This is a genomic window from Pseudomonas sp. Leaf127, from assembly GCF_001423155.1.
In the GTDB taxonomy this organism is placed as follows: Bacteria; Pseudomonadota; Gammaproteobacteria; order Pseudomonadales; family Pseudomonadaceae; genus Aquipseudomonas; species Aquipseudomonas ovata.
In genome coordinates this window covers 94,296-116,254 of record NZ_LMOA01000006.1, presented here as the reverse complement: position 1 = coordinate 116,254, position 21,959 = coordinate 94,296, and the positions used below count along the sequence as shown (strand labels likewise).

The following is a 21,959-nucleotide window of genomic DNA, read 5'->3' as shown; positions in this document are numbered from 1 at the left end:
GGCATTCCGGCAAGCGCGCTCCTACCACGGTCAGGCTGCGGACAGCGCGCCCGCTGCAGCTTCAGCGCACGCCTTCGCCGGCCATGGCGTCGGCGGTGAACACCGAGTCCTTGATCGGCGGCACGATGCGGTACTGCTCGGCCTCGCCGGCAAACAGGTCGCCGGCAAACCAGGCCCCGGACACCAGGTCGTAGAAGCCGTTGGTCAGCGTCACCACCCCCGGCAGGTCGGGCAAGACGACCGGCGATGTCCACACCACCTTGGCCAATTGCCCACGAGCGTCGTAGCGCTCGCCCAGCACCGCCGCCCAAGTGTCTTCATCGAGGTAGTAGGTGCTCTTGGGCATCACATGGCGCTGGCCGTTTTTCAGCGTGGCCTCGACCACCCAGACCCGATGCAGCTCCCAGCGAACCACGTCGGACTTCAGGTGATGGGCGTCCAGCAGCGCTTCGGCACTCGAGGCGGTGAACACCTTGTTGGCGTTGTAGGGGATGTACATCTCTTTCTTGCCCACCAGCTTCCAGTCGAAGCGGTCGAGACGGCCATTGAACACGTACAGTTCATCGAAACTCATGACCCCGGCGGTGGCCGGCGTCGGCGTGTCGCAGCAGGCGTTGGGCAAGCGACGCACGCGGCGCTGGCCCGGCAGGTAGGTCCACACCGCCGCCTTGTCGGCATTGAGGTTTTCAAGGCCGGTGATGGCCTCGCCGGCACGCAGGGGCGGACCGTCGTTGATCATGCGGATCGACCAGAACACGCCCTTCTCGCCCGAACCACCCGGCAGGTACCAGGGCATCTGCAGGTCGGCACGCGAGTCGTTGGTCAACACATGCTTGCCGTCGGCGGTGGTCAGGTACTGGGAGAAGCTGGCGTGCCAGGACGCGCCGCGCCAGCGCAGCAGGTGGTTCCACATGGCTTCGGCGCCGTTTTGCGGAATCGGGAACGGAATACCCCCGGAGGCGCCCTCGGGCATCCCCCCCGCAGGGCCTTCGACCAGCTTGCCGGCCGTGGCATTGGCAAAGGTGGCGTCGTACACCGCCTGCGGCGCGGCGGCGCTGCGATGGGTCGGGTACACCTCGACCCGGTAGCTGTCGGGGTATTTCTTGAGCATCGCCTGCACACCGGGGGTCAGTTTGTCGGCGTACTGGGCCATGTTCTGCGCGGTGATGGTCAGGGTCGGCTTGTCGCTGGCGAACGGGTCACCGCGCTTGCCGCCCGCTTTATAGGCCGGGTCGGCCTGGGTGTAGCCGCCGGTCCAGGCCGGAATGCTGCCGCTGGCATTGCCGGCGCGCTCGGCGCCCAGCGGGGTCAGGCTGGTCTTGAGCCGGGCGGCGTCCTCGGCCGACACGGCAGCCATGGCACCGTGGGCGAACAACAGGGCAGCGCTCAGGGCGCTGAGCATCGAGACGATCTTGTAGGTATGTTTCATCGGGCTGTCCTGGGTCAGAAGCTGCGGCTGACGGTGAAGGCGATGAAGTCGCGGTCTTTGAGCGACTGTTCGAAGGTGTAGTTGTTGCTGGCATCCAGAAAGGTGTTACGCGGGCCGTAGTAGTGGGTGTAGGTCAGGCCCAGGTTCCAGACGTTCAGGTAGTTGCCCTTCAGGCCAACGTTGATGTCGCCGCCCTGGTCGGTGCCAAACCCGGTGCCCAGCGCGCGCGAGGCACCGTGGGTGTAACTGGCGCCAAGCGGCACGGACAGGTCCAGGCCCGGGTAGAACTGCCGGTACATCGGCTCGTAGACCAGGCGCAGGCTGGCCGCGTCGCGGTCGGCATTGGGGTCGATGGCATCGCGGTTCTTGCTCACGCTGAGCACGCGGTTCCAGGCGATTTCACCGAGAAAGCTCGATTCGCGGGCAATGAAGCTCGGCTCCAGGCTGGCCAGCCACGACAGGTTGGCGTGCAGGGTCCGGCCGGTGGCGTACACCGGGTTATCGCTGTTGTCGAGCGCCTCGCCAGGGGCCAGCGAATGCTGGTTGGTCGAGGCCAGCGGCTGGTTCCAGCGCGTCGACACTTCACCGGCCACGTTGAAATTGCCCAGCGTGGTGGAAAAGCTGGCGCCCAGGGCCGAGATGTCCTCGGGGTAGACCCAATAGAACTCACCCGCCTTGCCGGTAACCGGGTTGAGGCTGGCAAAGTCGGGGCGCACGTTGAGCTGCGGCGACTTGTCGTGGAAGCGGATGGCATACAGGCCCCAGTCAACGGTCTCGGTGCGCCAGCGCAGTTGCACCCCGCCTTGTCCCGAGTCTTTGGCGTCCTTGTCCTTGCCGTGGTAGAAGGCCAGCGGCTGGCCACCCGGCATGACCGGTGCGCCGACAAACAAGCGCTCGGCGCCGTCGCCAAAGAAGTCGTCATTGGAAAAATAGCTGCCGGCGGCCGGCAGGCGGTTGGCTTCCCAACTGAACTGGTAATAGGCGCCGATCGACACGTCCGGGGTCAGTTGCAACTGGCCGGACAGCTGTTGCACCGGGCGGATCAATTCCTTGAACTGGGTGTTGGGCACCGACAGGCCCTTGACCACGTCGATCGGTGCCATGCCACCGGCAATGCCGTTCATGCCGTAGAACAGGCTCTCGCCCCACTGCATGGCGTAGCGGCCCACACGCCCGGACACCGGCAGGCCGCCGATTTCGGTCTTGCCGAACAGAAAGGCATCGAGCAACTCGCCCTTGCGCCCGTGCAAAGTGCGGGTGTCATCGGTGAACTGGTCATAGCGCACCGAGGTGCTGTTACTGCGGCTCGGGTCGTTGTTGTCAGTGCCACGGTTATAGGCGTCGTCGTACCAGGCTGCACCGCTGACCCGTGCGCCGACGTTGTCATAGGTGATGTCCAGCTCCGAGAGCAGGTCCAGGCGGTTGGAGATCAGGCCCTTGCGGAAATTGCGGTCGCCGTCGTCCAGGTTCAGCGAGGTCTGGCCTTCGGTCAGGCGGCTGTCGGGGTCCTGGGTGCGCCAGGCGGCGCTGTATTTCAGGGTGTTATCCCAGCGCACCCGCAGGTCGGGGATACCCGTGTCGATTTCAAAGGCCTGGCTGTGCCCGGCGGCCAGGGCCAGCAGGGTCATGGCCAGGGGTTTGAGCGGCGGCAGCGTGCGCCTGTGTACAGGGTTGCCAGTCAACATCGGAAACACCTCTTTTATTGTTGTTGTGCGTGTGTACGGCCAGGCAGCGCGCAGGCGCCACCGCAGGGTTCAGATGGGGCGAGCGGTGACCTCCAGCATCTGCTTGACCAGGCCGATGCGGTCGAACGACGGGTCGCGCTCGACCTCCTTGGCGCCGGCCAGCAGCGACATTTCACTGATGTACTTGCAGCGCTCGAAACGCCGGGCCATGAAGCGCTGCAATTGCGCCTCCAGCGTGCCGTCGGCGGTCAGTTCTTCGGCCAGCACCACGGCGTCTTCGATGGCCATGCCGGCACCCTGGCCCAGGTGCGGGGTGGTGGCGTGGGCGGCGTCGCCGATCACCAGCACCCGGCCGCGGTACCAGGGCTCGTCGATGAACACCGCTTCCAGCGGCTTGTAGACCACTTCGGCAGAATCGGTGATCTGCTCGCGCAGCTCGCCGATCAGGCCGCCGAAACCGGCCAGCCGCTCGCGCAGTTCAGTGGCCAGATGGGCTTGTTCTTTCCAGGGATTGCCCGGCTCGTGGGAGGTGGTGAACAGGTACATCAGGTCGTCGGCCAGCGGCACCAGGCCCGCATTGCCGGCCGGGCCCTGGTAGTTGGCCAGGTGATCGAGCCCGCCGCTGCGCTTGAAGTTGTAGCGCCACACCGACTGGCCGGTGAAATGTGGCTGGTAGATGTCGCCAAACAGCAGGCTGCGCACTTTGGAGAACAAGCCGTCGGCACCGACCAACAGGTCGAAGCGCCCCTGGCGACCGTCGCTGAACAGCACGTCCACGCCCGCCTCGTCCTGCTTAAAACTGTCGATCGAGGTGCCCAGGTGCACCTGGGTGCCCAGCGCGATGGCGGTTTCGCTGAGCACCTTGTGCAGGGCGCGGCGCGAGATGCCGACATTGGCCGGGTACTCGGGGCCGGCCAGGCGCTGGCCGGGAATGCGCACCAGCTGCTGGCCGGTGGTGGAATAGATGGCGACGTCCTCAAAGGCGAAGGCCGCGTCCAGGTAGGCATCCAGCAGACCCAGGCGGTGCATTTCGCGCACCACGTTGCTCTGCTGGATGATGCCGACGCCGTAGACCGTCCATTCGGTCTTGAGCTCGACCAGTTCGACGGCAATCCCTTTGCGGCGCAGGGCAATGGCGGCGCACAGCCCGCCGATTCCGCCGCCGACGATCAACACGTTATTCACGGTATTCATGGCATTCCTTATGTCTTGTTCTTGTAGTTGCGCACGGTGTGCGGGCCTTCCTGTGCCTGGGCACAGCTTCCCGGTGCAACCGGGCTTTGACCAATCGTGTGTAGGGATGCGACCTATCGCCTGGCGCGATACCTCAGTCGTGCAACTGCGCCAGCGGCACTAGCAGCCAGCCGGCCTGCTCGTGGTGTTGCAAGGACACCAACGACTGCCCCCGACACGGGCCGTAGACGCACTCGCCGGTGTCGGGCCGAAAGCGGGCGTTATGGGCGTAACACACCACCCACTGGCCGTCGGCACTGAGAAACCGGTCCTTGCGGTACTCCAGGGGCGTGTGCAAATGCGGGCAGCGATTGCGATACACCCGCACAACGCCGGCATGGCGCAGCACAAACAGGCTGTCGGCACCCTGCCCTTGCGGGTCGAACCCACGCGCCTGGCCCTCGGTGATTTCGTCGAGCCGGCACAGCGTGGCGCAGGCCATGGCTCAGCCCTTTTTCGGTGGCGGGCCGCTGGGGGCCCATTTTTCCCGGGCACTGAACAGGAATAATTGCGAGTTATCGGCCGACATCGGCGCCTGCCGGGCGGCCCATGCGTCGTCATGACGGTCCATGTCGGCGTCGTACTCGATGTGGCAGCCCAGCGGCGAGTTGAAATACCAGAACCAGTTCGAGCCCAGCATGTGCCGGCCCGGCCCCCAGAAGCTGGTCCAGCCCTGGCTCTGGAAACGCGTACCGGCCAGCAGCACTTCGGTGCCGCTGCCCATGTGGAAGGTGAAATGCTCGCAGCCCTGCATGTGCGGCGGAGTCTGGATCATGAACAGGCAGTGGTGGTCGTCCATGGCGGCGGTGCGCATGAACGGGCCCACGCCAATGAAACTGTCCGTCGTGACAAAGCCCAGCCGGTCACGGTAGAACGCCTCGCCCTTGGTCGCATCGGGGACGAAATACACCACATGCGACAAGGTGCGCGGCAAGGCCGGCATGTCGCCGTAGATGCCCAATTGATTGAGTGGGCGCTGCGGGGCGCTGCCCGGCGCGTTGGTCAGGTCGGCGGCGGCTTCGAAGGCACGCCGGCAGGTGACCTGAAAGGCAATGGCAAAGCCCAGGTCGTCGATGCAGTGCAACGCACCGTCGGCATCACGACGCACCTCGCGGTCACGACCCAGCTCATCGGCAATGGCTGCCAGGTCGGCGGCGCTGGCCACGCCATACACGGTTTCGCGCAGCGACGGGGTCGGGCCCAGGGCCGGCGGCAGGCTTGGGTCATCGCCGCGGCGGATGATGATCGCGGTGCCGTCGAGCGCTTCGAAGCGCCCGCCCTTGGCGTCCAGGTGAGTGGCCGCAAGGCCGTAGTCGCGCAGGCAACTGGCACAGGCCGGGATGTCGTCGACGCCGAAGATCAGGGCGTCGAGGCCAAGAATATTCATGGCGGGCTCTCCATTGGAATTGTTATGGGCGCCGGGCAAGGGCGCAGGTATCGGCCACGACGGCAAGGGGCCGTCCGGTTGCAGCGCAGTTGACGCCAGCACTGGGCGGCTGACCAATCGTGTGTAGGGATGTGAGGCATCGGCAATTGCGATACCTGCGCGGGCATCCATAAGGCCGGGCGTTTACCGCCCACAGCGGCAGAAGCGGGATTGACGCGGGATCGGACGCGGGCGAAGGTATCGCCAAAATAACTACAAGACCCTCGAGGTATCGCCGTGCGCTTCAACCACCTGGACCTGAACCTGCTGGTCGCGCTGGATGTGCTGCTGGAAGAGCAGAACATCACCCGCGCCGCCGAACGCCTGCACATGACCCAGTCGGCTACCAGCGGTGTGCTGGGTCGCTTGCGGACCTTTTTTGAAGATGAACTGCTGGTGCAAGTGGGGCGCAAGATGCAGCCGACCCCCTATGCGCTGGAGCTGGCCACCCCGGTGCGCGAGGTGCTGCTGACCATTCGCTCGTCCATCACCGCCAAGCCGGTGTTCGAGCCGGCCAGCAGCAAACGGCACTTTCGCCTGGTGACCTCCGACTACCTGATCAGTGTGCTGTTCGCCCGGGTCATCCAGAAGATCCACCAGGTGGCGCCGTCGATCACCTTCGAGATGCTCAGCCCCGGCGACGGCAGCGGCGAGCTGTTGATGCGCGGCGAAGTGGACATGATGATCGTGCCCGAGCGCTACGCCATCGACGGCCACCCTTCGCAGCTGTTGTTCGAAGAAGAGCATGTGTGCGTGGTCTGGCGCGACAACCCCGAGGTCGGCCAGACCCTGACCATGGAGCAGTACATGCAGATGGGCCATATCTCGGTGGGGTTCGGTCGCAACCGGCACCTGAGCATCGAGGACTGGTTCATGAGCCAGTACAACTTCCACCGGCGCCTGGAAGTGATCACCAATGATTTCAATACCCTGCCGCAATTGCTGGTCGGCACTCATCGCGTCGCCACCATGCACCGCCGCCTGGCCGAGCTGTATGCGCGCTACCTGCCGCTGCGCATCCTGCCGGCGCCGGTGAAGATTCCGGTGATGCGCGAATACATGCTCTGGCACCGCAGCATGGAAGGCGACCCCATGCACCGCTGGCTGCGCGAGCGCATCCGCGACTTCATGCACGATGTCGACCAGCCGGCCGAGGCGTTGCAAGCGACGGGCTGACGCGGTGCAGCCATCGCGTTTGGCGATACCTCGCATCCCCCGTCGCGATTGGCCGCACCCTGCCCTGCCTGCGTACCTTTCAGGGGTACGCGCCCAGCCTGTCTTTGGGCGCCGGACCTTTCGCCCGCACAAGGACAATAAAAAATGTTCCGCTATTTCCCTACCAATTACGTCTGGAACCTGTCGGTGGACCTGGCCATCGAAATGGGCGCCCGCATGGGCGAGATCGAGCAGATGTGCGCGCCCTTGCAAGAGGCCGCCAGACAGCCCGACGCCGACGGCACCCGGGCCTTTCGTGAAACCTGGGCACAGATGGCCGACAAACTGTGCGGCCTGGCCGAAGAAGACCAGGCGGCCGGCCGCTTGCTGTCGGCCGGTGAAAAATACAGCCGCGCGGCCACTTATTACCTGACTTGCGAACGCCTGCAGGCCCATGGCGCGCCGGGCCGTGAAGCGCTGTACCAGCGTTTTCTGCAGACCTTCGCACAGGGTATTGCCTTGGCGAGCGAGAATTGCGAGCGGGTCGAGATTCCTTACGAGGGCAAGCACCTGAGCGGTCTGTACGTACGCGCCGAAGGCGTGCAAGGGCCGGCGCCCTTGCTGGTGCAGGTCAACGGCCTGGACTCGACCAAGGAAATGAAATACCGCGTCGGCCTGCCGGCCTGGCTGGCCAGGCGCGGCGTGTCGTCCCTGATCATCGACCAGCCCGGCACCGGCGAAGCCCTGCGCCTGCAAGGCTTGACCGCCCGTTATGACAGCGAGCACTGGGCCAGCCGCGTAGTGGACTGGCTGGAAACCCGCGACGATGTCGATCCCGAGCGCATCGGCATGGAAGGCGTGTCACTGGGCGGCTATTACTGCCCGCGCGCCGTGGCCTTCGAGCCACGCTTTGCCTGTGGCGTGGTCTGGGGCGCCAACCATGACTGGCGCGACGTGCAGAAGCGCCGCCTGGAAAAGGAAGGTGATTTTCCGGTGCCACACTACTGGGCGCATGTGTGCTGGGTCTGGGGCGCCAGGAACGTCGATGAGTTCATGACCATTGCCGAGAATGTCCACCTCGACGGCGTGCTGGACCGCATCAAGGTGCCGTTTCTGGTGACCCATGGCGAGAAAGACTCGCAGATTCCGCTCAAGTGGGCGCACCGCACCTACGAGCAACTGGTCAACAGCCCGCGACGCGAGCTGAAGATCTTCACCGACCGCGAAGGCGGCGTGCAGCATTCGAGCTTCGACAACAGCATCAATGCCGGACACTTCATTGCCGACTGGGTGGCCGAGGCATTGGGCGGGCGCACAAAAGCCTGACCTGCACGGCAACGACCGATCATGGTGGTCGCTTGATCAGGAATTTCATCAAAACAACTTTTTGATGTTAATGGATAGTTGATTTATCTCAGTAGGAGCCCGCTTGCCGGAATGCCGGACCACGGCGACCGAGTGCGAAGCGCTCGCAGAAATCTGTGAAACGCTGAAAATTTACGACTGCTGCGCAGCCGGTCGCGGGCAGAGCGCGCTCCTACACACCGCCCCCATGTTCACTGCGCTACAGCGTGCCGCCTTGGCGCGCCGCCTTGGCGCGCTGCCCTCCCGCCATGATGCAAATGTCGCGAACAAGCGGCGAACGTCTGGCGTCGTTCTCGGTCACACCCCTTACAGGATGCCTTTATTCAGGCTCATGGCACGCTCAAAAGCGTGTCATCAGCAAGGGATCGTCGCAGTCCTCTTTTTTACTGATTGAGCGTTCAACATAAATAAAGTAGGCTGTTTTCAGTTATCAGGGTCGATCACGGCCCTGGCCTTGGCGAACAACCCGCGTGCACCGATCACCACGGTGCAATGAACGAACCGCCCTGCGGCCCCACCCGGCCCGGAGGCGGACGCCAGTCAACCTATGCACTTGCGAGAATTTTATGGCCCGTTTTGAAACGCAAAAACTCTACATCCACGGCGGCTATGTCGACGCCAGCAGCACCGAGACCTTTGATGCCATCAACCCGGCCACCGGTGAAGTGCTGGCCAAGGTTCAGCGTGCCACGGCCGCCGATGTCGACCGTGCGGTCAAGAGCGCCGCAGAAGGCCAGAAAGTCTGGGGCGCCATGACTCCTGTCGAACGTTCGCGCATCCTGCGCCGTGCCGTGGACATCCTGCGCGAGCGCAACGATGAACTGGCGCAGCTCGAAACCCTGGACACCGGCAAGGCCTATTCGGAAACCCGTTACGTCGATGTGGTCACCGGCGCCGACGTGCTGGAGTACTACGCCGGCCTGGCGGTGGCCATCGAAGGCGAGCAGATCCCGCTGCGCGACAGCTCGTTCGTCTATACCCGCCGCGAGCCGCTGGGCATCACCGCCGGCATCGGTGCCTGGAACTACCCGATCCAGATCGCCCTGTGGAAGTCGGCCCCGGCCCTGGCCGCCGGTAACGCGATGATCTTCAAGCCCAGCGAAGTCACCTCGCTGACCACCCTCAAGCTGGCCGAGATCTTCACCGCCGCCGGACTGCCCGATGGTGTATTCAACGTCCTGACCGGCAGCGGCCGCGATGTCGGCAGCGCCCTGACCGAGCATCCGCAGATCGAGAAGATCTCGTTCACCGGCGGCACCAGCACCGGCAAGAAGGTCATGGCCAGCGCCTCGGGCTCAAGCCTCAAGGAAGTGACCATGGAGCTGGGCGGCAAGTCGCCGCTGATCATTTTCGAAGACGCCGACCTGGACAAGGCCGCCGACATCGCGATGATGGCCAACTTCTACAGCTCCGGCCAGGTGTGCACCAACGGCACCCGGGTGTTTATCCCCAACAGCCTCAAGGCCGCCTTTGAAGCCAAGGTGCTGGAGCGCGTCAAGCGCATCCGCATCGGCGACCCGACCGACGAAAACACCAACTTCGGGCCGATGGTCAGCTTCGACCATATGGAAAGCGTGCTGGGCTACATCGCCCAGGGCAAGCAACAAGGTGCACGCCTGCTGTGCGGCGGCGATCGCCTGACCGAAGGCGCACTGGCCAAGGGCGCCTACATCGCCCCGACCGTGTTCACCGACTGCACCGACGACATGACCATCGTGCGCGAAGAAATCTTCGGCCCGGTCATGAGCATTCTTGGCTACGACAGCGAAGAAGAAGTCGTGCGCCGTGCCAACGACACCGACTACGGCCTGGCTGCCGGCATCGTCACCGAGAACCTGACCCGCGCGCACCGCGTGATCCATCAGCTCGAAGCTGGTATCTGCTGGATCAACACCTGGGGCGAATCGGCCGCGGCCATGCCGGTAGGCGGCTACAAGCAGTCGGGCGTGGGCCGTGAGAACGGCATTCTGTCGCTGGCGCAGTACACCCGGGTCAAGTCGATTCAGGTCGAGCTGGGTGACTACGCCTCGGTGTTCTGATAGAGGCGGCGCCTGCGCACATCGCAGGCGCCGCCTGGCGGCATTGCGCCTGAGCCGTGAAAGCGCGGCAACTATTTTTCGCGGCCCAGGCCGCTCCTACGGTCGTTGACGCGACCGTTCAGAGATGAGGACGCATTTCATGTCCCAAGAATTCGATTACATCATCATCGGTGCCGGCTCGGCCGGTAACACTCTGGCCGCCCGCCTGACCGAAGACGCCGGCGTCAGCGTGCTGCTGCTCGAAGCCGGTGGCCCTGACTACCGCCTGGATTTTCGTACCCAGATGCCAGCGGCCCTGGCCTTCCCGCTGCAAGGTCGGCGCTACAACTGGGCCTACGAGACCGACCCGGAACCGCACATGAACAACCGCCGCATGGAGTGCGGTCGCGGCAAGGGCCTGGGTGGTTCGTCGCTGATCAATGGCATGTGCTATATCCGCGGCAACGCCATGGATTTCGACGGCTGGGCCAAGCTGCCCGGCCTTGAAGACTGGGCCTACCCGGACTGCCTGCCGTATTTTCGCAAGGCTGAAACCCGCGACATCGGCCCCGATGACTGGCACGGCGGCCAGGGCCCGGTCAGCGTGACCACGCCCAAGCCCAACAACAACCCGTTGTTCGCCGCCATGGTCGAAGCCGGCGTGCAAGCCGGTTACCCGCGCACCGAAGACTTGAACGGCTACCAGCAGGAAGGTTTCGGCCCGATGGACCGTACCGTCACGCCCAACGGACGCCGCGCCAGCACCGCGCGCGGTTATCTGGACACCGCCAAGCAGCGTGACACCCTGACCATCGTCACCCACGCCACCACCGACCGCATTCTGTTCGAGGGCAAGCGCGCCGTGGGTGTCAGCTACCTGGTGGGCAATGCCACCACGCCGACCCAGGCCCGGGCGCGCAAGGAAGTGCTGCTGTGCGCCGGCGCCATCGCCTCACCACAGATCCTGCAACGCTCAGGCGTAGGTCCTGCCGAGCTGCTGAACAAGCACCATGTGCCGGTGGTGCATGACCTGCCGGGCGTAGGCGAGAACCTGCAGGACCACCTGGAAATGTACATTCAGTACGCCTGCACCCAGCCGGTGTCGCTGTACCCGTCACTGCTGTGGTGGAACCAGCCGGCCATCGGTGCCGAGTGGCTGTTCAACGGCACCGGCATCGGCGCCAGCAATCAGTTCGAGGCCGGCGGTTTCATCCGCTCGCGTCCCGAGTTCGAATGGCCGAACATCCAGTACCACTTCCTGCCGGTGGCCATCAATTACAACGGCACCAAGGGCGTCCAGGAACATGGCTTCCAGGCGCACGTCGGCTCCATGCGCTCGCCCAGCCGTGGCCGGGTGCAGATCAAGTCCAAGGACCCGCACGAGCACCCCAGCATCCTGTTCAACTACATGGCTTCGGAGCAGGACTGGCAGGAGTTTCGCGATGCGATCCGCATCACCCGCGAAATCATCGCGCAACCGGCGCTGGACCCGTACCGCGGCCGTGAAATCAGCCCAGGCCTGGACGTGAAGACCGACGAACAGCTCGATGCCTTCGTGCGCGACCATGCCGAAACCGCTTATCACCCGTCCTGCACCTGCAAGATGGGCACCGATCCGCTGGCGGTGGTCGACGGTCAGGGCCGTGTGCATGGCCTGCAGGCGCTGCGCGTAGTCGATGCCTCGATCATGCCGGAAATCATCACCGGCAACCTCAACGCCACCACCATCATGATCGCCGAGAAGATCGCCGACCGTATCCGCAACCGCAGCCCGCTGGCGCGCAGCACGGCCAGGTACTTCAAGGCCAACGGCGCGCCGGTACGTCGCACCGCGATGCGCCCGACCGAGCACACTGAGGGTCTGGATGCACCGCAAGCGGCTCCGCTTCAAGCACCGCTGGAGCCTGTGGCGCACTGATAGTCTGCATTCGCGACCGTGGGTCGCTCCTACGGGTTTTTCGCAGGAGCGACCCACGGTCGCGAATGGCCCGACCTCATCATGGCCTGGCCTGCCACATTCGCTCGACCGGCCCCCACGTCCATGAACCGGCGTGACTCATCCCCCTCTCTTCGCATCCAATCTCTCAGGCATTGACTCTTCCTGTTGACGGATCTGATGACGCAATATGCCCATTGTGTGATCAACGCCATGCAAGTGCAGGTCATCGAAGAGCGTCCCGAGTCGTTTGATTTGAGCCGCTATGGTTTCCATGACCCGGCCGGCTCCGCTATCGGCCAGCAACGCCTGGCCACCACCGCAGCCTATGCCAACCTGGTGGATGAGCGCATTGCCGAGCGGCGCGAAACCCATGCCGGCGATTCCCAGCGCCTGGGTGTGTTCATCAAACGCCGCTTTCGGCCCTCGGTGCGTTACTGCGCGGTGATACCCGAACGCCTAGCGCAACTGGCCGTGCCGGCCTGCATCCCGGTGACCCTGGCCGTGCTATGGCACAGCCGGCGCAAGATCAGGGACACCGCCTGAACCGCCCCGGCCCGACCACAGAACCGGCAACAGACCCTAAGTCGCATTCGATAGCCGGTTCACGCTGGTGATACGCCCGTTCCAGATCATCTCGTAATGCGCGCTCTGGTGAATGGCGGTCACCGGGCGCGGGGTCATCAGCGCCCAGCACAGGTTGCCTGGCGAGCGCACCGAGCAATAACGCAGGCCCACGCCGCCCTGATGCTTGATGGCTGCACCCAACTGATGAGAGTGACTGTAATCGCCCGGCGCGTGAATCGGATGCGACAGCGACAAGGCGGCGGCATCGCGCAGGCCGGCCTCGTTGAAATGACACACCAGGGCGCGAAACACAAAGCGCTCGTAACTCAGCTCCGGCACTTTCGACCAATAACGCTGTTGATGATGGTGCACTTCGGCCACGGCGGTTTCGACGGTGTCGGCCACGTACAGCACGCCAAAGCGACCATCGCTGAAGCGTGAACCGTCCGGGTTGACGTGGGTAAAGGGCGCGGCGGCATAGGAACAGCCGGGAATGCCGAAGGGAATCTCGCGCAGCGCAATCAGCTCGATACGCCCGACTTCATTGAGCAGGCGCGGGTTGGTCAGCGCCTGGATCTGATACAGCGCCTCGAACTCGGCCGCGTCGGCCACGTCGTTGAACAGGTCGATGGGCGGGAAGCGCGAATTGACCAGCCGGTGCGCCTGCACGGCCTGTTGCGGCCGCTCGGCCAGTTCGGCCGGGCTCACCATTGCGCACCCCGCAGGGCATCGATGCGCCGGAAGGTTTCGTACAACGAAATGAAGTCGCCCTGGGCCATGATCTCCAGCGGTGTACGACCATTGAAGAAATCATTGTGATTGGCCAGCGAGGCGAAGCCGTACACATTTTCAGGGTTATCGAAAATCGTGCGCAGCGCTGCATGGATATTGAGCACAAAGCTGATGCGGTGCATCTGATCCATGTCCAGACTCACCGACCAGCCGGCGTCGTCTTGCCGGGCACGGGTATAGGTGCTGCGCGAGATACGCAGGATGCGGCAGGCCTGGTCTGTCGAGGCCTGCCATTTATCGAGAATGCGCAAGGCGGCGCGCAGGCCGGTAACGCACTGGGTCTTGCTGAGGACGGCGGCTTGAGCCAAAGCGGTCATGATGCACCTCGAATAATCATTCTGTAGATTCAAATCTAGCACAAACAACTCTACAGACCAAAATCTGCAGGACGCGGCAAGCCCAGGTGCTCGCGCAAGGTATGGCCGGTGTAGCATTCGCGAAACAGACCGTGCCGGCGCAGGATCGGCAAGACACCCTCGACAAACGCATCAAGCCCTTCGGGAAAATGTGCCGGCATCAGGTTGAAACCATCGGCGGCCTCACCTTCAAACCAGGCGATCATCTCGTCGGCCACCTGATGCGCGGTGCCGACCACAATGCGATGACCCCGTGCGCCGGCGGCCAGATGGCAGACCTGGCGCAGGGTCAGACCGTCCTTGTGGCTCATGTCCAGCAACAGTTGCGCCCGGCTTCTCATGTTCTGTGGCAGGGTCAGGTCCGGCAACGGCCGGTCCAGGTCCAGGCCGCGCACGTCATGCCCCAGTCGGTCACTGACCAGCGCCAGCGCCGCGTCCAGATCATTCCATTGCTGCAAGCGTTCGAAGTGCGCCAGCGCCTCCTCCCGGGTACGGCCGATGATCGGCATGATGCCCGGCATCACCAGGCAATGCGCCGGGTCACGACCGTGCTCGACCACCTGGCGCTTGAGGTCTCGATAGAACTGCTGCGCACTGTGCAAATCCTGCTGGGCGGTGAACACCACCTCGGCAATGCGCGAGGCCAGGGCCATGCCCGGTCCCGATGAACCGGCCTGCACCAGGACCGGATGGCCCTGCGGGCTGCGAGTCAGGTTAAGCGGGCCGGCAATATTGAAAAACCTGCCCTGATGATCAAGGCGGTGCATCTTCGCCGTATCCAGGTAGACCCCCGTTTCAGCATCGCGCACATAGGCGTCGTCTTCAAAGCTGTCCCACAAACCGCGCACCACATCGACGAACTCCTCGGCCACGGCATAACGCTGCTCATGATCGGGATGGTTGCCCAAGGTGAAATTGGCCGCACTGTCGTAGCCGGTGGTCACCACATTCCAGCCGGCGCGACCACCGGACAGGTGATCGAGGGTGCCGAACTGACGCGCAATCGTGAAGGGTTCGCCGTAAGTGGTCGATGCCGTGGCAACCAGGCCGATACGCTCAGTGACCATGGCCAGTGCGCCGAGCAGGGTCAAGGGCTCGAAGCGCACAATCATCGACGGCGGTTCCTGAGGACCGGTGACAAGTTTGTCACCGAAGAACACCAGATCGAAACAGGCGCGCTCCGCGCTTTCGGTCAGGCGTCGGATCAGATTGAAATTCTCGCTGCCGCTTTGTGCACCCGGATAACGCCAGCCCGAAGCATGATGACCGGCGGCCTGGATAAACAGGCCCAGACGCATGTGCTGTTGGATACGACTCATGACACCCACACTGGATTAAGTAGTTTTGTTACAAGATATAAATATTAGCTTATGAGCTTTATGTATTTTTAACATTTTGTTACCAGTCGTACACTTTCACTCACCCAATAATGGGATCCAAAACGGGCGCTTCCGGCGCTAAGGACACTGACGATGCACGCATGGATAACGACTGATGAACAACGCTGCCCGAACGTATTTTGCCCCCCTGCCCACCGCCGGGTTATTGATTGCCGCCAGTGCCCTGAGCAGCCTGGTCCAGGCTGAAGACACGCTGGACACCGTGCTGGTGACCGGCCTTCGTGGCAACCAGCAGCGCACCCTCACCGACACCCCTGTCCCGATCGACGTCTACACCAGCGAGCAGCTCACCGCCACCGGCAAGAGCGGCCTCAAGGAAATCCTCGCCCGCCTGATCCCGTCCTTCAACGTGCCGACCTTCAACGGTGGCGGCACCGGGTTTGTGGTGCGCGGCATCAGCATGCGCGGGCTGGGTGGCGATCAAGTGCTGATCCTGGTCAATGGCAAGCGCCGGCACAACACCGCCATGATCAACAACAATGCACGGGTCGGTAATGCCTCTACCCCGGTCGATCTGGACCTGATTCCCACCGCCGCCGTGGAACGCATCGAGGTGTTGCGCGACGGCGCCGCCGCCCAGTACGGCTCGGACGCCATTGCCGGGGTCATCAATATCATCCTCAAGCGCAACGCCCAGGGCCTGACGGCTGAAACCTCGCTGGGCCAGAACTACAACGGCGACGGCACCACCGGTCATGAAGCGGCCAACCTGGGCACGACACTGGGTTATGGCGGTTTTTTCAACCTGTCGTTCGACGCCAAGGCACAGGAACCCTGGATCCGCGACTCGGCCGCCTCCGGCCAGCTCTACTTCAACCAGCCCGACGGCTCACCCGACCCACGCGAAGGCAATCGCCATGGCTGGGGCAACGAATACGGCCTGGGCCGCGACCGTACCACGAGCCTGGCCTACAACCTGGAAGTGCCGCTGCAAAACGATGTGCGCCTGTATTCGTTCTCGACCTTGAGCTATCGCAACAGCAACAAGGACCTGGGCCACCGCAAACCCACCGACATCACCAGTCTGGCCGGCGTGCCAGGGGCGCCGTATGGCGACGGCGGCCAGGCCCGGCGCGAGATCGAGGAAGTCGACTACCAGGCCACCGCCGGGCTCAAGGGCGAGCTGGCCGGCTGGGACTGGGATGTCAGCAGCAGCTATGGCCGCGACAAGGCGCGCCTGTACACCGACAACAACGTCAACATTTCCAACGGTCCGGACTTTAGCCAGCACCGCTTCCACCTGGCCAACGAAGTCTTCGACCAGTGGACCACCAACCTGGACGTCACCCGCGCCCTGGACATCGGCTGGAGCAGCCCGCTGCAAATCTCGGCCGGGCTCGAATACCGCCGTGAAACCTTCACCCTCGAAGCCGGCGAGCCCAATGCCTACAACCAGGGCAGCTACGTGATTCCCAGCGGGCCGTTCGCCGGCCGGGTACCCGACCCCGGGCTGTTTTCGGTGGCCGGTACCAGTCCGGATGATGCCGGTAGCAGCCAGCGTCAGAACGTCGCCGCTTACTTTGACCTGGGCCTGGACATCACCAACGACTGGTACGTGGGCGCAGCAGTACGCCATGAGAAGTACAACCAGGGCATCGGCGACACGACCAGCGGCAAACTGACCACCCGCTATGAATTCCTGCCCGGTTATGCCGTGCGTGCCGGAGTCAGCAAGGGTTTTCGCGCGCCGTCGCTGGCGCAGAACCAGTTTTCGGCGACCAGCAGCATCACCCAGTTCGGCGTCGGCGGCGTAACCAGCGTGGCCCGTACCCGCCAGATGCGTCCCGACTCAGCCGAAGCCAAGGCGCTTGGGGCCACCTCGCTGCAACCTGAAACCTCGCTCAGCTACAGCCTGGGCCTGACGGCAGAGCCTGTGGAGCGCCTGCGGCTGACCGCCGACTGGTACCTGATCGACATCGACGACCGCATCCTGCAAACCGGCGTGCTCAGCGGCACGGCAGTGTCGAACATTCTCACCGCCAACGGCCTGCCGCCGAATCTGGCCGGCCAGTACTACGCCAACGCAGCCGACACCCGCACCCAGGGGGTCGACCTGGTAGCCGAGTACAGCCTGGCGTTGCAGCAATACGGGCAGGCGAAGTTCAGCCTGGCCTATAACCACAACCGCAACACCATTCGCGCGCTGGCCGCCAACCCCAGCCAACTGTCCAGCCTGGGCGCCGGCTACGTGTTGTTCGACCGTCAACAGCAGACCGACCTGACCCGTGCCACGCCCAAGGACAAGTGGATTGCCTCGACGCAATACCGGCTCGACCGCTGGAACGTCAACCTGGCCCTGACCCGCTACGGCCAGTACACCGAAGGCTCGAACATCCCGGAAAACGACCGCACCTACAGTGCCAAGTGGATCACCGACCTGGACGTGGCCTACGACGTCACCGACAACCTCACGGTGGCCTTGGGCGCCAATAACCTGTTCGATGTGTACCCGGACAAGAAAGGCATCAAGACCTGGGCCGGCACTTACGAATACGGCATGTTCTCACCGTATGGATTTGCCGGTGGTTATTACTACGGCCGTGTGAGCGTAGCGTTTTGAACCGCTCGGTCAAAACCCTGCTGGCCGTGCTGGGGCTGGGCTTGACGCTGGCAGGCGCAGTGCAGGCGCAGACCACGCTGCGGGTGGGCAGCCAGAAAGGTGCGCTGAAGGTGCTGCTGGAGGCGTCGGGGCAGTTGCAGGACCTGCCCTACACCATCGACTTCGCCTCATTTGCCTCGGCGCCGCCGGTGGCCGAAGCCCTGCGCGCCGAGGCCATCGATGTCGGCGCGCTCGGCGAGGCGCCATTCATCTTTGCCGTGGCCGCCCAGGCACCGATCAAGACCGTGGCGGTGATCAAGTTGCAGGTAACCGCCACCATGGTGGCGCTGGTGGTCCGCCAGGATTCGCCGCTCAAGACGACAGCGGACCTCAAGGGCCAGCGCATCACGACCACTCGCGGCTCGATTGGCCATTTCCTGGCCCTGGCGGTGTTGCGCCAGGCCGGGCTGCACGGCACGGATGCGCAGTTCATCTTCCTGCAACCAGGCGAATCACGGGTGTTGCTGGCCAATGGCGGGGCCGACGTGTGGGCAACCTGGGACCCCTATACCAGCATGGCCCGCCTGCAGGATCAGACCCGGGTACTGGCCAGTGGCGAGAAACTGTTTGCCGGCAATGTGCTGATCGTCGCCAGCCAGCAGGCCATCGACGAAAAGACCGAGGCCGTGCGCGACCTGCTGGGCCGCATCGACCGCGCCTACCAGTGGGCCAACCACCATGTGGACGCCTACGCCGAACGACTGGCTGCCTCCACCGGTCTGCCCGTCGAGTTTCATCGCGTCTCGACCCTGGAGTCGCGCCCGCAACGCATCGCCATCGATGCGACGGTGATCGATCAATTGCAACACAGCGCCGACCTGTACCGCGATGAAGGAATCATCCGCCAGGGCATCGACGCCAGCGCGCACTACGACACCCGTTTCGATCATTGAACCCGGCACTGTTTCATCTTCAGGGTTCACTTTTACTGCCAGGAGGTACGGTAAATGCTCGCGACCATCGAAGCACGAGCCTTGAGCTCGGTGCATATCCAGCAACTGCTCGATCACGCCATCTATGGCATCCGCATCCCGGGCTTTGTCAGCGAGCAGAGCCTGGAGGCGGCGCGTCGACAGTTGTTCGACCATCCGCAGCGCGGTGCCCTGGGGCATGCGCGCGAGTTTACCCGGCTGGGCATCGCCTATGCCGAAATCAAGGACGACACGGTGCGCCAGGCCTATCACCAGGCGGCGCGAGGCAATATCGACCGGGTGCGGGATGCCTTTCGGCCTTACCTGTCGCCGCTTGACGATTTACGCCTCAGGCTTGACGAGGCGTGGCCGCGGGGTGCGCACCTGCTCGATGTCGACGGCCAGAAGTGCTTCACCGGCGTCACCCGCTACCAGGAGCCGGGCATCGACCTGTGCCCGCACATCGACAAGCTGGAATGGAACCTGCCGCCCCATTTGCAAGTGGCCTTGCAGGCGCAGCTGTCGGCCAACATCTACCTGCAAGTGCCGGCGCAGGGCGGCGAGCTGGAGGTGTGGAACACCCGCCCCAGCGAAGACCAGTACCAGCATCTGAAAAGCGCCCGCCACTACGGCATCGACCGCGACCGGCTGCCGCCGGCCGACTTCACCACCCGTCCCGAAGACGGCGACCTGATCATCATCAACCCGCGGTTCATTCACGCGGTCCGTCCCGTGCACCACACGCCGCGAATCACCCTGTCGAGTTTCATCGGTTATTTCGGCGAGCAATCCCCCCTGATCTACTGGAGTTGAGCATGAGCGCGACCTATAAAGCGGCATTTGAAACGGACCTTCAACAGGACTATCGCGGCAAGCATGCCTTGCTGCTGATCAGCGTCGGCCAGGATTATCACGAAGGCGGCAAGTTCCAGGCCACCATCGACCTGATCAACCGCCAGGGGTTTGCGTTCACCACCATTGCCGTGGCCGATATCCTGCAGCGCCATAACCTCAGCAACTACAGCTATGAAGAGGTGTACCGGGTCAGCAGCGAATCGGGCGACCAATGGCTGGCCCGCAACCAGGCGGCGATCAACTCACTGGCCAGCGTGACGCGCATCCTGCGCTGGGAGCAATGCCTGCTCGACAGCGACTACCGGCCGTGGCTGGACCGGGTGCAGTTCGAATACGAGAACAACCGCGACTACCGCGATGAGGTCAACGGCACCATCGGTCTGTTCCTCGAGCGTCTGCACAAGCGCAACCCCGAGGCGGACCTGGAGGAAGCCCGTACCCGCTGCCTCAACTACCTGATCGAGGAATGCCCGATCATCATGCCGCTGTGGGCCTCGCAAGGCATCGACTTTGTGGTCTACCCACAACCGATGACCCGCGCCATGGCGGCCACGCGCCGGCACTTCGTCGAGCCCCACTACCCCCATCAAGCCCAATGGCTGTCGCTCAAATTCAAGAAACGCGCCGCCACGGTCGAGCCGCCGCTGCATGGTAACGCGCATCCGGTCTGGGCCAGGATTGCCTTCGCCATCTGATCACAGGTCCACAGGGGATGCGTCGGTCTTCAATGACCGGCGCATGGCCCAGGGCCGGCGGATCTGGACACAGGAGATTTTCATGACAGCTTCTCGCAAATGGTGGGCCCTGGGCGGTGTCAGCATCGCCAGCTTTCTGGGCTGCGTCGACTTCACCATCGTCAACACGGCCCTGCCGGCACTGCAAGAGCAGTTGCAGGTCCCGGTCGACGCTCTGCAATGGGTGATCAACGCGTTTCTGCTGGCGATGTCCAGCTTCATGGTGCTGGCCGGACGCCTGGCCGATCTGTACGGGCGCAAGCGCGTGCTGTCACTGGGGCTGGTGGTGTTCGGGCTGGCCTCCCTGGCGGCGGGCCTGGTCAGCCACCTTGAAGCGCTGGTGGTCGCCCGCGTGCTGCAAGGGCTGGCCTGCGCGGTGCTGTACACCGCGTCCGGGGCCATCGTGGCCCAGGCCTTCACCCCTGAAGAACAGGGCAAGGCCTTCGGTGTGCTGTTCGGGGTCAACGGTGTCGGTCTGGCGGCAGGCCCGGTCTTGGGTGGTGTGCTGACCCAGGCGTTTGGCTGGCCATGGATCTTTTTGATCAACGTGCCGTTCGTATTGCTGAGCCTGGCGGTGATCGCCTGCAATGTCAGCGAATCGCGCTCCGACGAGGCGCAACCCAGGCTCGACTGGGCCGGCACCCTGCTGTTGCTGATCGGCCTGCCGGCGCTGGTACTGGTGATTGTCCAGGGCAGTCACTGGGGCTGGCAGTCGACCACGACCCTCGGCACGCTGGTGCTGGCGGTGCTGGCGCTGGGTGTATTTGTACACGTCGAACGGCGCGTGACCTCGCCCATCATCGACCTGCGCCTGTTCGCCAACCGGCGATTCGTGGCGGCGGTGCTGGCCAGCTTTACCCTGGCGGTGTTCTATTGCGTGGCCTTTTTCATGATGCCGCTGTACCTGGCACAGGTGCGCGGCACCGACAGCCAGGGCACCGGCCTGCTGCTGTTGCCCACCACCCTGGGCGTGGCGCTGCTGTCACCCTGGGTCGGCCGGCTGGTCGATCGCAAGGGGCCGGCCCTGCTGATCCAGACCGGGCTATTGCTGTTTGCCGCCAGCGCCCTGTTGCAGGCCGCGTTTTCGCCGGACACCGCCTGGGCCTATGTGCTGGCCGCATTCGCCCTGATGGGTCTGGGCTGGGCCTGCCTGCTGGGGCCCTCGACGGTGCTGGGCGTAACGGCGGTGCCCGAGCGGTTCGGCTCGGTGGCGGTCGGTTCGCTGATGACCCTGCACAACGTCGGTGGCGGCCTGGGCCTGGCCTTGGGCGTCGGGTTGCTGCGGCATTACACCGGCACGGCACAAAACGTTGGCAGCAGTGCCTTCCTGCAAGGCTACCAGGCCGTGATGATCGCCCTGACGGCCGTGCTGTTCGCCGCCTGGCTGGGGCAGCGCTGGCTACTGCGTGAAGCACCGAGTGTTGCCAGGGCCTGACAGCCCGGATCATCCTCGTTCGCCGCTCTAAGCTCATTCCAAATAATTATTGGAATGAGCTTT

At 63.9% G+C, this 21,959-nt stretch carries 17 protein-coding genes and 1 pseudogene; 10 read left to right on the top strand and 8 right to left on the bottom strand.

Going from position 1 to position 21,959, the window contains the following annotated elements; translation table 11 throughout:
* Positions 1-61: 61 nt before the first annotated feature.
* The 5 genes from ASF84_RS06590 to ASF84_RS06570 form a co-directional block, all read right to left on the bottom strand.
* Positions 62-1,429, bottom strand: a complete 1,368-nt coding sequence (locus ASF84_RS06590; RefSeq protein WP_056836467.1) for a DUF1329 domain-containing protein — start codon at positions 1,427-1,429, stop codon at positions 62-64.
* 14 nt (positions 1,430-1,443) lie between these two features.
* Positions 1,444-3,114: a DUF1302 domain-containing protein gene (locus ASF84_RS06585; RefSeq protein WP_056836465.1), complete on the bottom strand. Its 1,671-nt coding sequence runs from the start codon at positions 3,112-3,114 to the stop codon at positions 1,444-1,446.
* A 69-nt stretch (positions 3,115-3,183) separates the two neighbouring features.
* Complete coding sequence (locus tag ASF84_RS06580; RefSeq protein ID WP_056836463.1) at positions 3,184-4,308, bottom strand: FAD-dependent oxidoreductase; 1,125 nt, start codon at positions 4,306-4,308, stop codon at positions 3,184-3,186.
* Positions 4,309-4,441: 133 nt separating this feature from the next.
* Positions 4,442-4,789 (bottom strand): Rieske (2Fe-2S) protein, encoded by a 348-nt coding sequence (locus ASF84_RS06575; RefSeq protein WP_056836461.1) that lies wholly within the window; start codon positions 4,787-4,789, stop codon positions 4,442-4,444.
* Positions 4,790-4,792: 3 nt separating this feature from the next.
* A complete protein-coding gene (locus tag ASF84_RS06570) occupies positions 4,793-5,734 on the bottom strand; it encodes a VOC family protein (protein ID WP_056836459.1) in 942 nt (313 codons plus the stop codon).
* Between the two features lie 276 nt (positions 5,735-6,010).
* Here ASF84_RS06570 and ASF84_RS06565 point away from each other — a divergent pair, with 276 nt between their 5' ends.
* The 5 genes and pseudogenes from ASF84_RS06565 to ASF84_RS29975 all read left to right on the top strand — a co-directional run.
* Positions 6,011-6,949 (top strand): LysR family transcriptional regulator, encoded by a 939-nt coding sequence (locus ASF84_RS06565; RefSeq protein WP_056836458.1) that lies wholly within the window; start codon positions 6,011-6,013, stop codon positions 6,947-6,949.
* A gap of 144 nt (positions 6,950-7,093) precedes the next feature.
* A complete protein-coding gene (locus tag ASF84_RS06560) occupies positions 7,094-8,254 on the top strand; it encodes an alpha/beta hydrolase family protein (RefSeq protein ID WP_056836456.1) in 1,161 nt (386 codons plus the stop codon).
* A 605-nt stretch (positions 8,255-8,859) separates the two neighbouring features.
* Positions 8,860-10,332, top strand: coding sequence for a betaine-aldehyde dehydrogenase (gene betB, locus ASF84_RS06555; protein WP_056836453.1), 1,473 nt, complete (start codon positions 8,860-8,862; stop codon positions 10,330-10,332).
* A gap of 139 nt (positions 10,333-10,471) precedes the next feature.
* Positions 10,472-12,229: a choline dehydrogenase gene (gene betA, locus ASF84_RS06550; protein WP_109513259.1), complete on the top strand. Its 1,758-nt coding sequence runs from the start codon at positions 10,472-10,474 to the stop codon at positions 12,227-12,229.
* 318 nt (positions 12,230-12,547) lie between these two features.
* Positions 12,548-12,721, top strand: a pseudogene (locus ASF84_RS29975) (DUF3422 family protein); the annotation flags it as partial.
* A 108-nt stretch (positions 12,722-12,829) separates the two neighbouring features.
* Here the strand turns inward: ASF84_RS29975 and ASF84_RS06540 are convergent.
* The 3 genes from ASF84_RS06540 to ASF84_RS06530 are packed head-to-tail and all read right to left on the bottom strand — an operon-like array spanning position 12,830 to position 15,281.
* Entirely contained in the window at positions 12,830-13,525 is a 696-nt protein-coding gene (locus ASF84_RS06540; protein ID WP_056836449.1) for an RES family NAD+ phosphorylase, read from the bottom strand.
* The gene (locus ASF84_RS06535) at positions 13,519-13,923 is read right to left on the bottom strand and encodes an antitoxin Xre-like helix-turn-helix domain-containing protein (protein ID WP_056836447.1); all 405 of its coding nucleotides are present in this window, start codon (positions 13,921-13,923) and stop codon (positions 13,519-13,521) included. The genes ASF84_RS06540 and ASF84_RS06535 overlap by 7 nt, the downstream gene beginning before the upstream one ends.
* 50 nt (positions 13,924-13,973) lie before the next feature.
* Positions 13,974-15,281 (bottom strand): LLM class flavin-dependent oxidoreductase, encoded by a 1,308-nt coding sequence (locus tag ASF84_RS06530; RefSeq protein ID WP_056836445.1) that lies wholly within the window; start codon positions 15,279-15,281, stop codon positions 13,974-13,976.
* Positions 15,282-15,456: 175 nt separating this feature from the next.
* On the opposite strand from ASF84_RS06530, the gene ASF84_RS06525 reads away from it, so the two are divergent.
* The 5 genes from ASF84_RS06525 to ASF84_RS06505 all read left to right on the top strand — a co-directional run bounded on the left by ASF84_RS06525 (position 15,457) and on the right by ASF84_RS06505 (position 21,896).
* Positions 15,457-17,922: a TonB-dependent receptor plug domain-containing protein gene (locus ASF84_RS06525; protein ID WP_056836443.1), complete on the top strand. Its 2,466-nt coding sequence runs from the start codon at positions 15,457-15,459 to the stop codon at positions 17,920-17,922.
* Positions 17,919-18,854, top strand: coding sequence for an ABC transporter substrate-binding protein (locus ASF84_RS06520; protein ID WP_056836441.1), 936 nt, complete (start codon positions 17,919-17,921; stop codon positions 18,852-18,854). Before ASF84_RS06525 ends, ASF84_RS06520 begins: the two co-directional genes overlap by 4 nt.
* 54 nt (positions 18,855-18,908) lie before the next feature.
* Positions 18,909-19,685 (top strand): 2OG-Fe(II)-dependent halogenase WelO5 family protein, encoded by a 777-nt coding sequence (locus tag ASF84_RS06515; RefSeq protein WP_056836439.1) that lies wholly within the window; start codon positions 18,909-18,911, stop codon positions 19,683-19,685.
* 2 nt (positions 19,686-19,687) lie between these two features.
* Positions 19,688-20,422: a hypothetical protein gene (locus tag ASF84_RS06510; RefSeq protein WP_056836437.1), complete on the top strand. Its 735-nt coding sequence runs from the start codon at positions 19,688-19,690 to the stop codon at positions 20,420-20,422.
* A gap of 82 nt (positions 20,423-20,504) precedes the next feature.
* Positions 20,505-21,896 carry an MFS transporter gene (locus tag ASF84_RS06505; RefSeq protein ID WP_056836501.1) on the top strand — a complete coding sequence of 464 codons (1,392 nt, stop codon included), beginning with the start codon at positions 20,505-20,507 and terminating at the stop codon, positions 21,894-21,896.
* Positions 21,897-21,959: the final 63 nt, after the last annotated feature.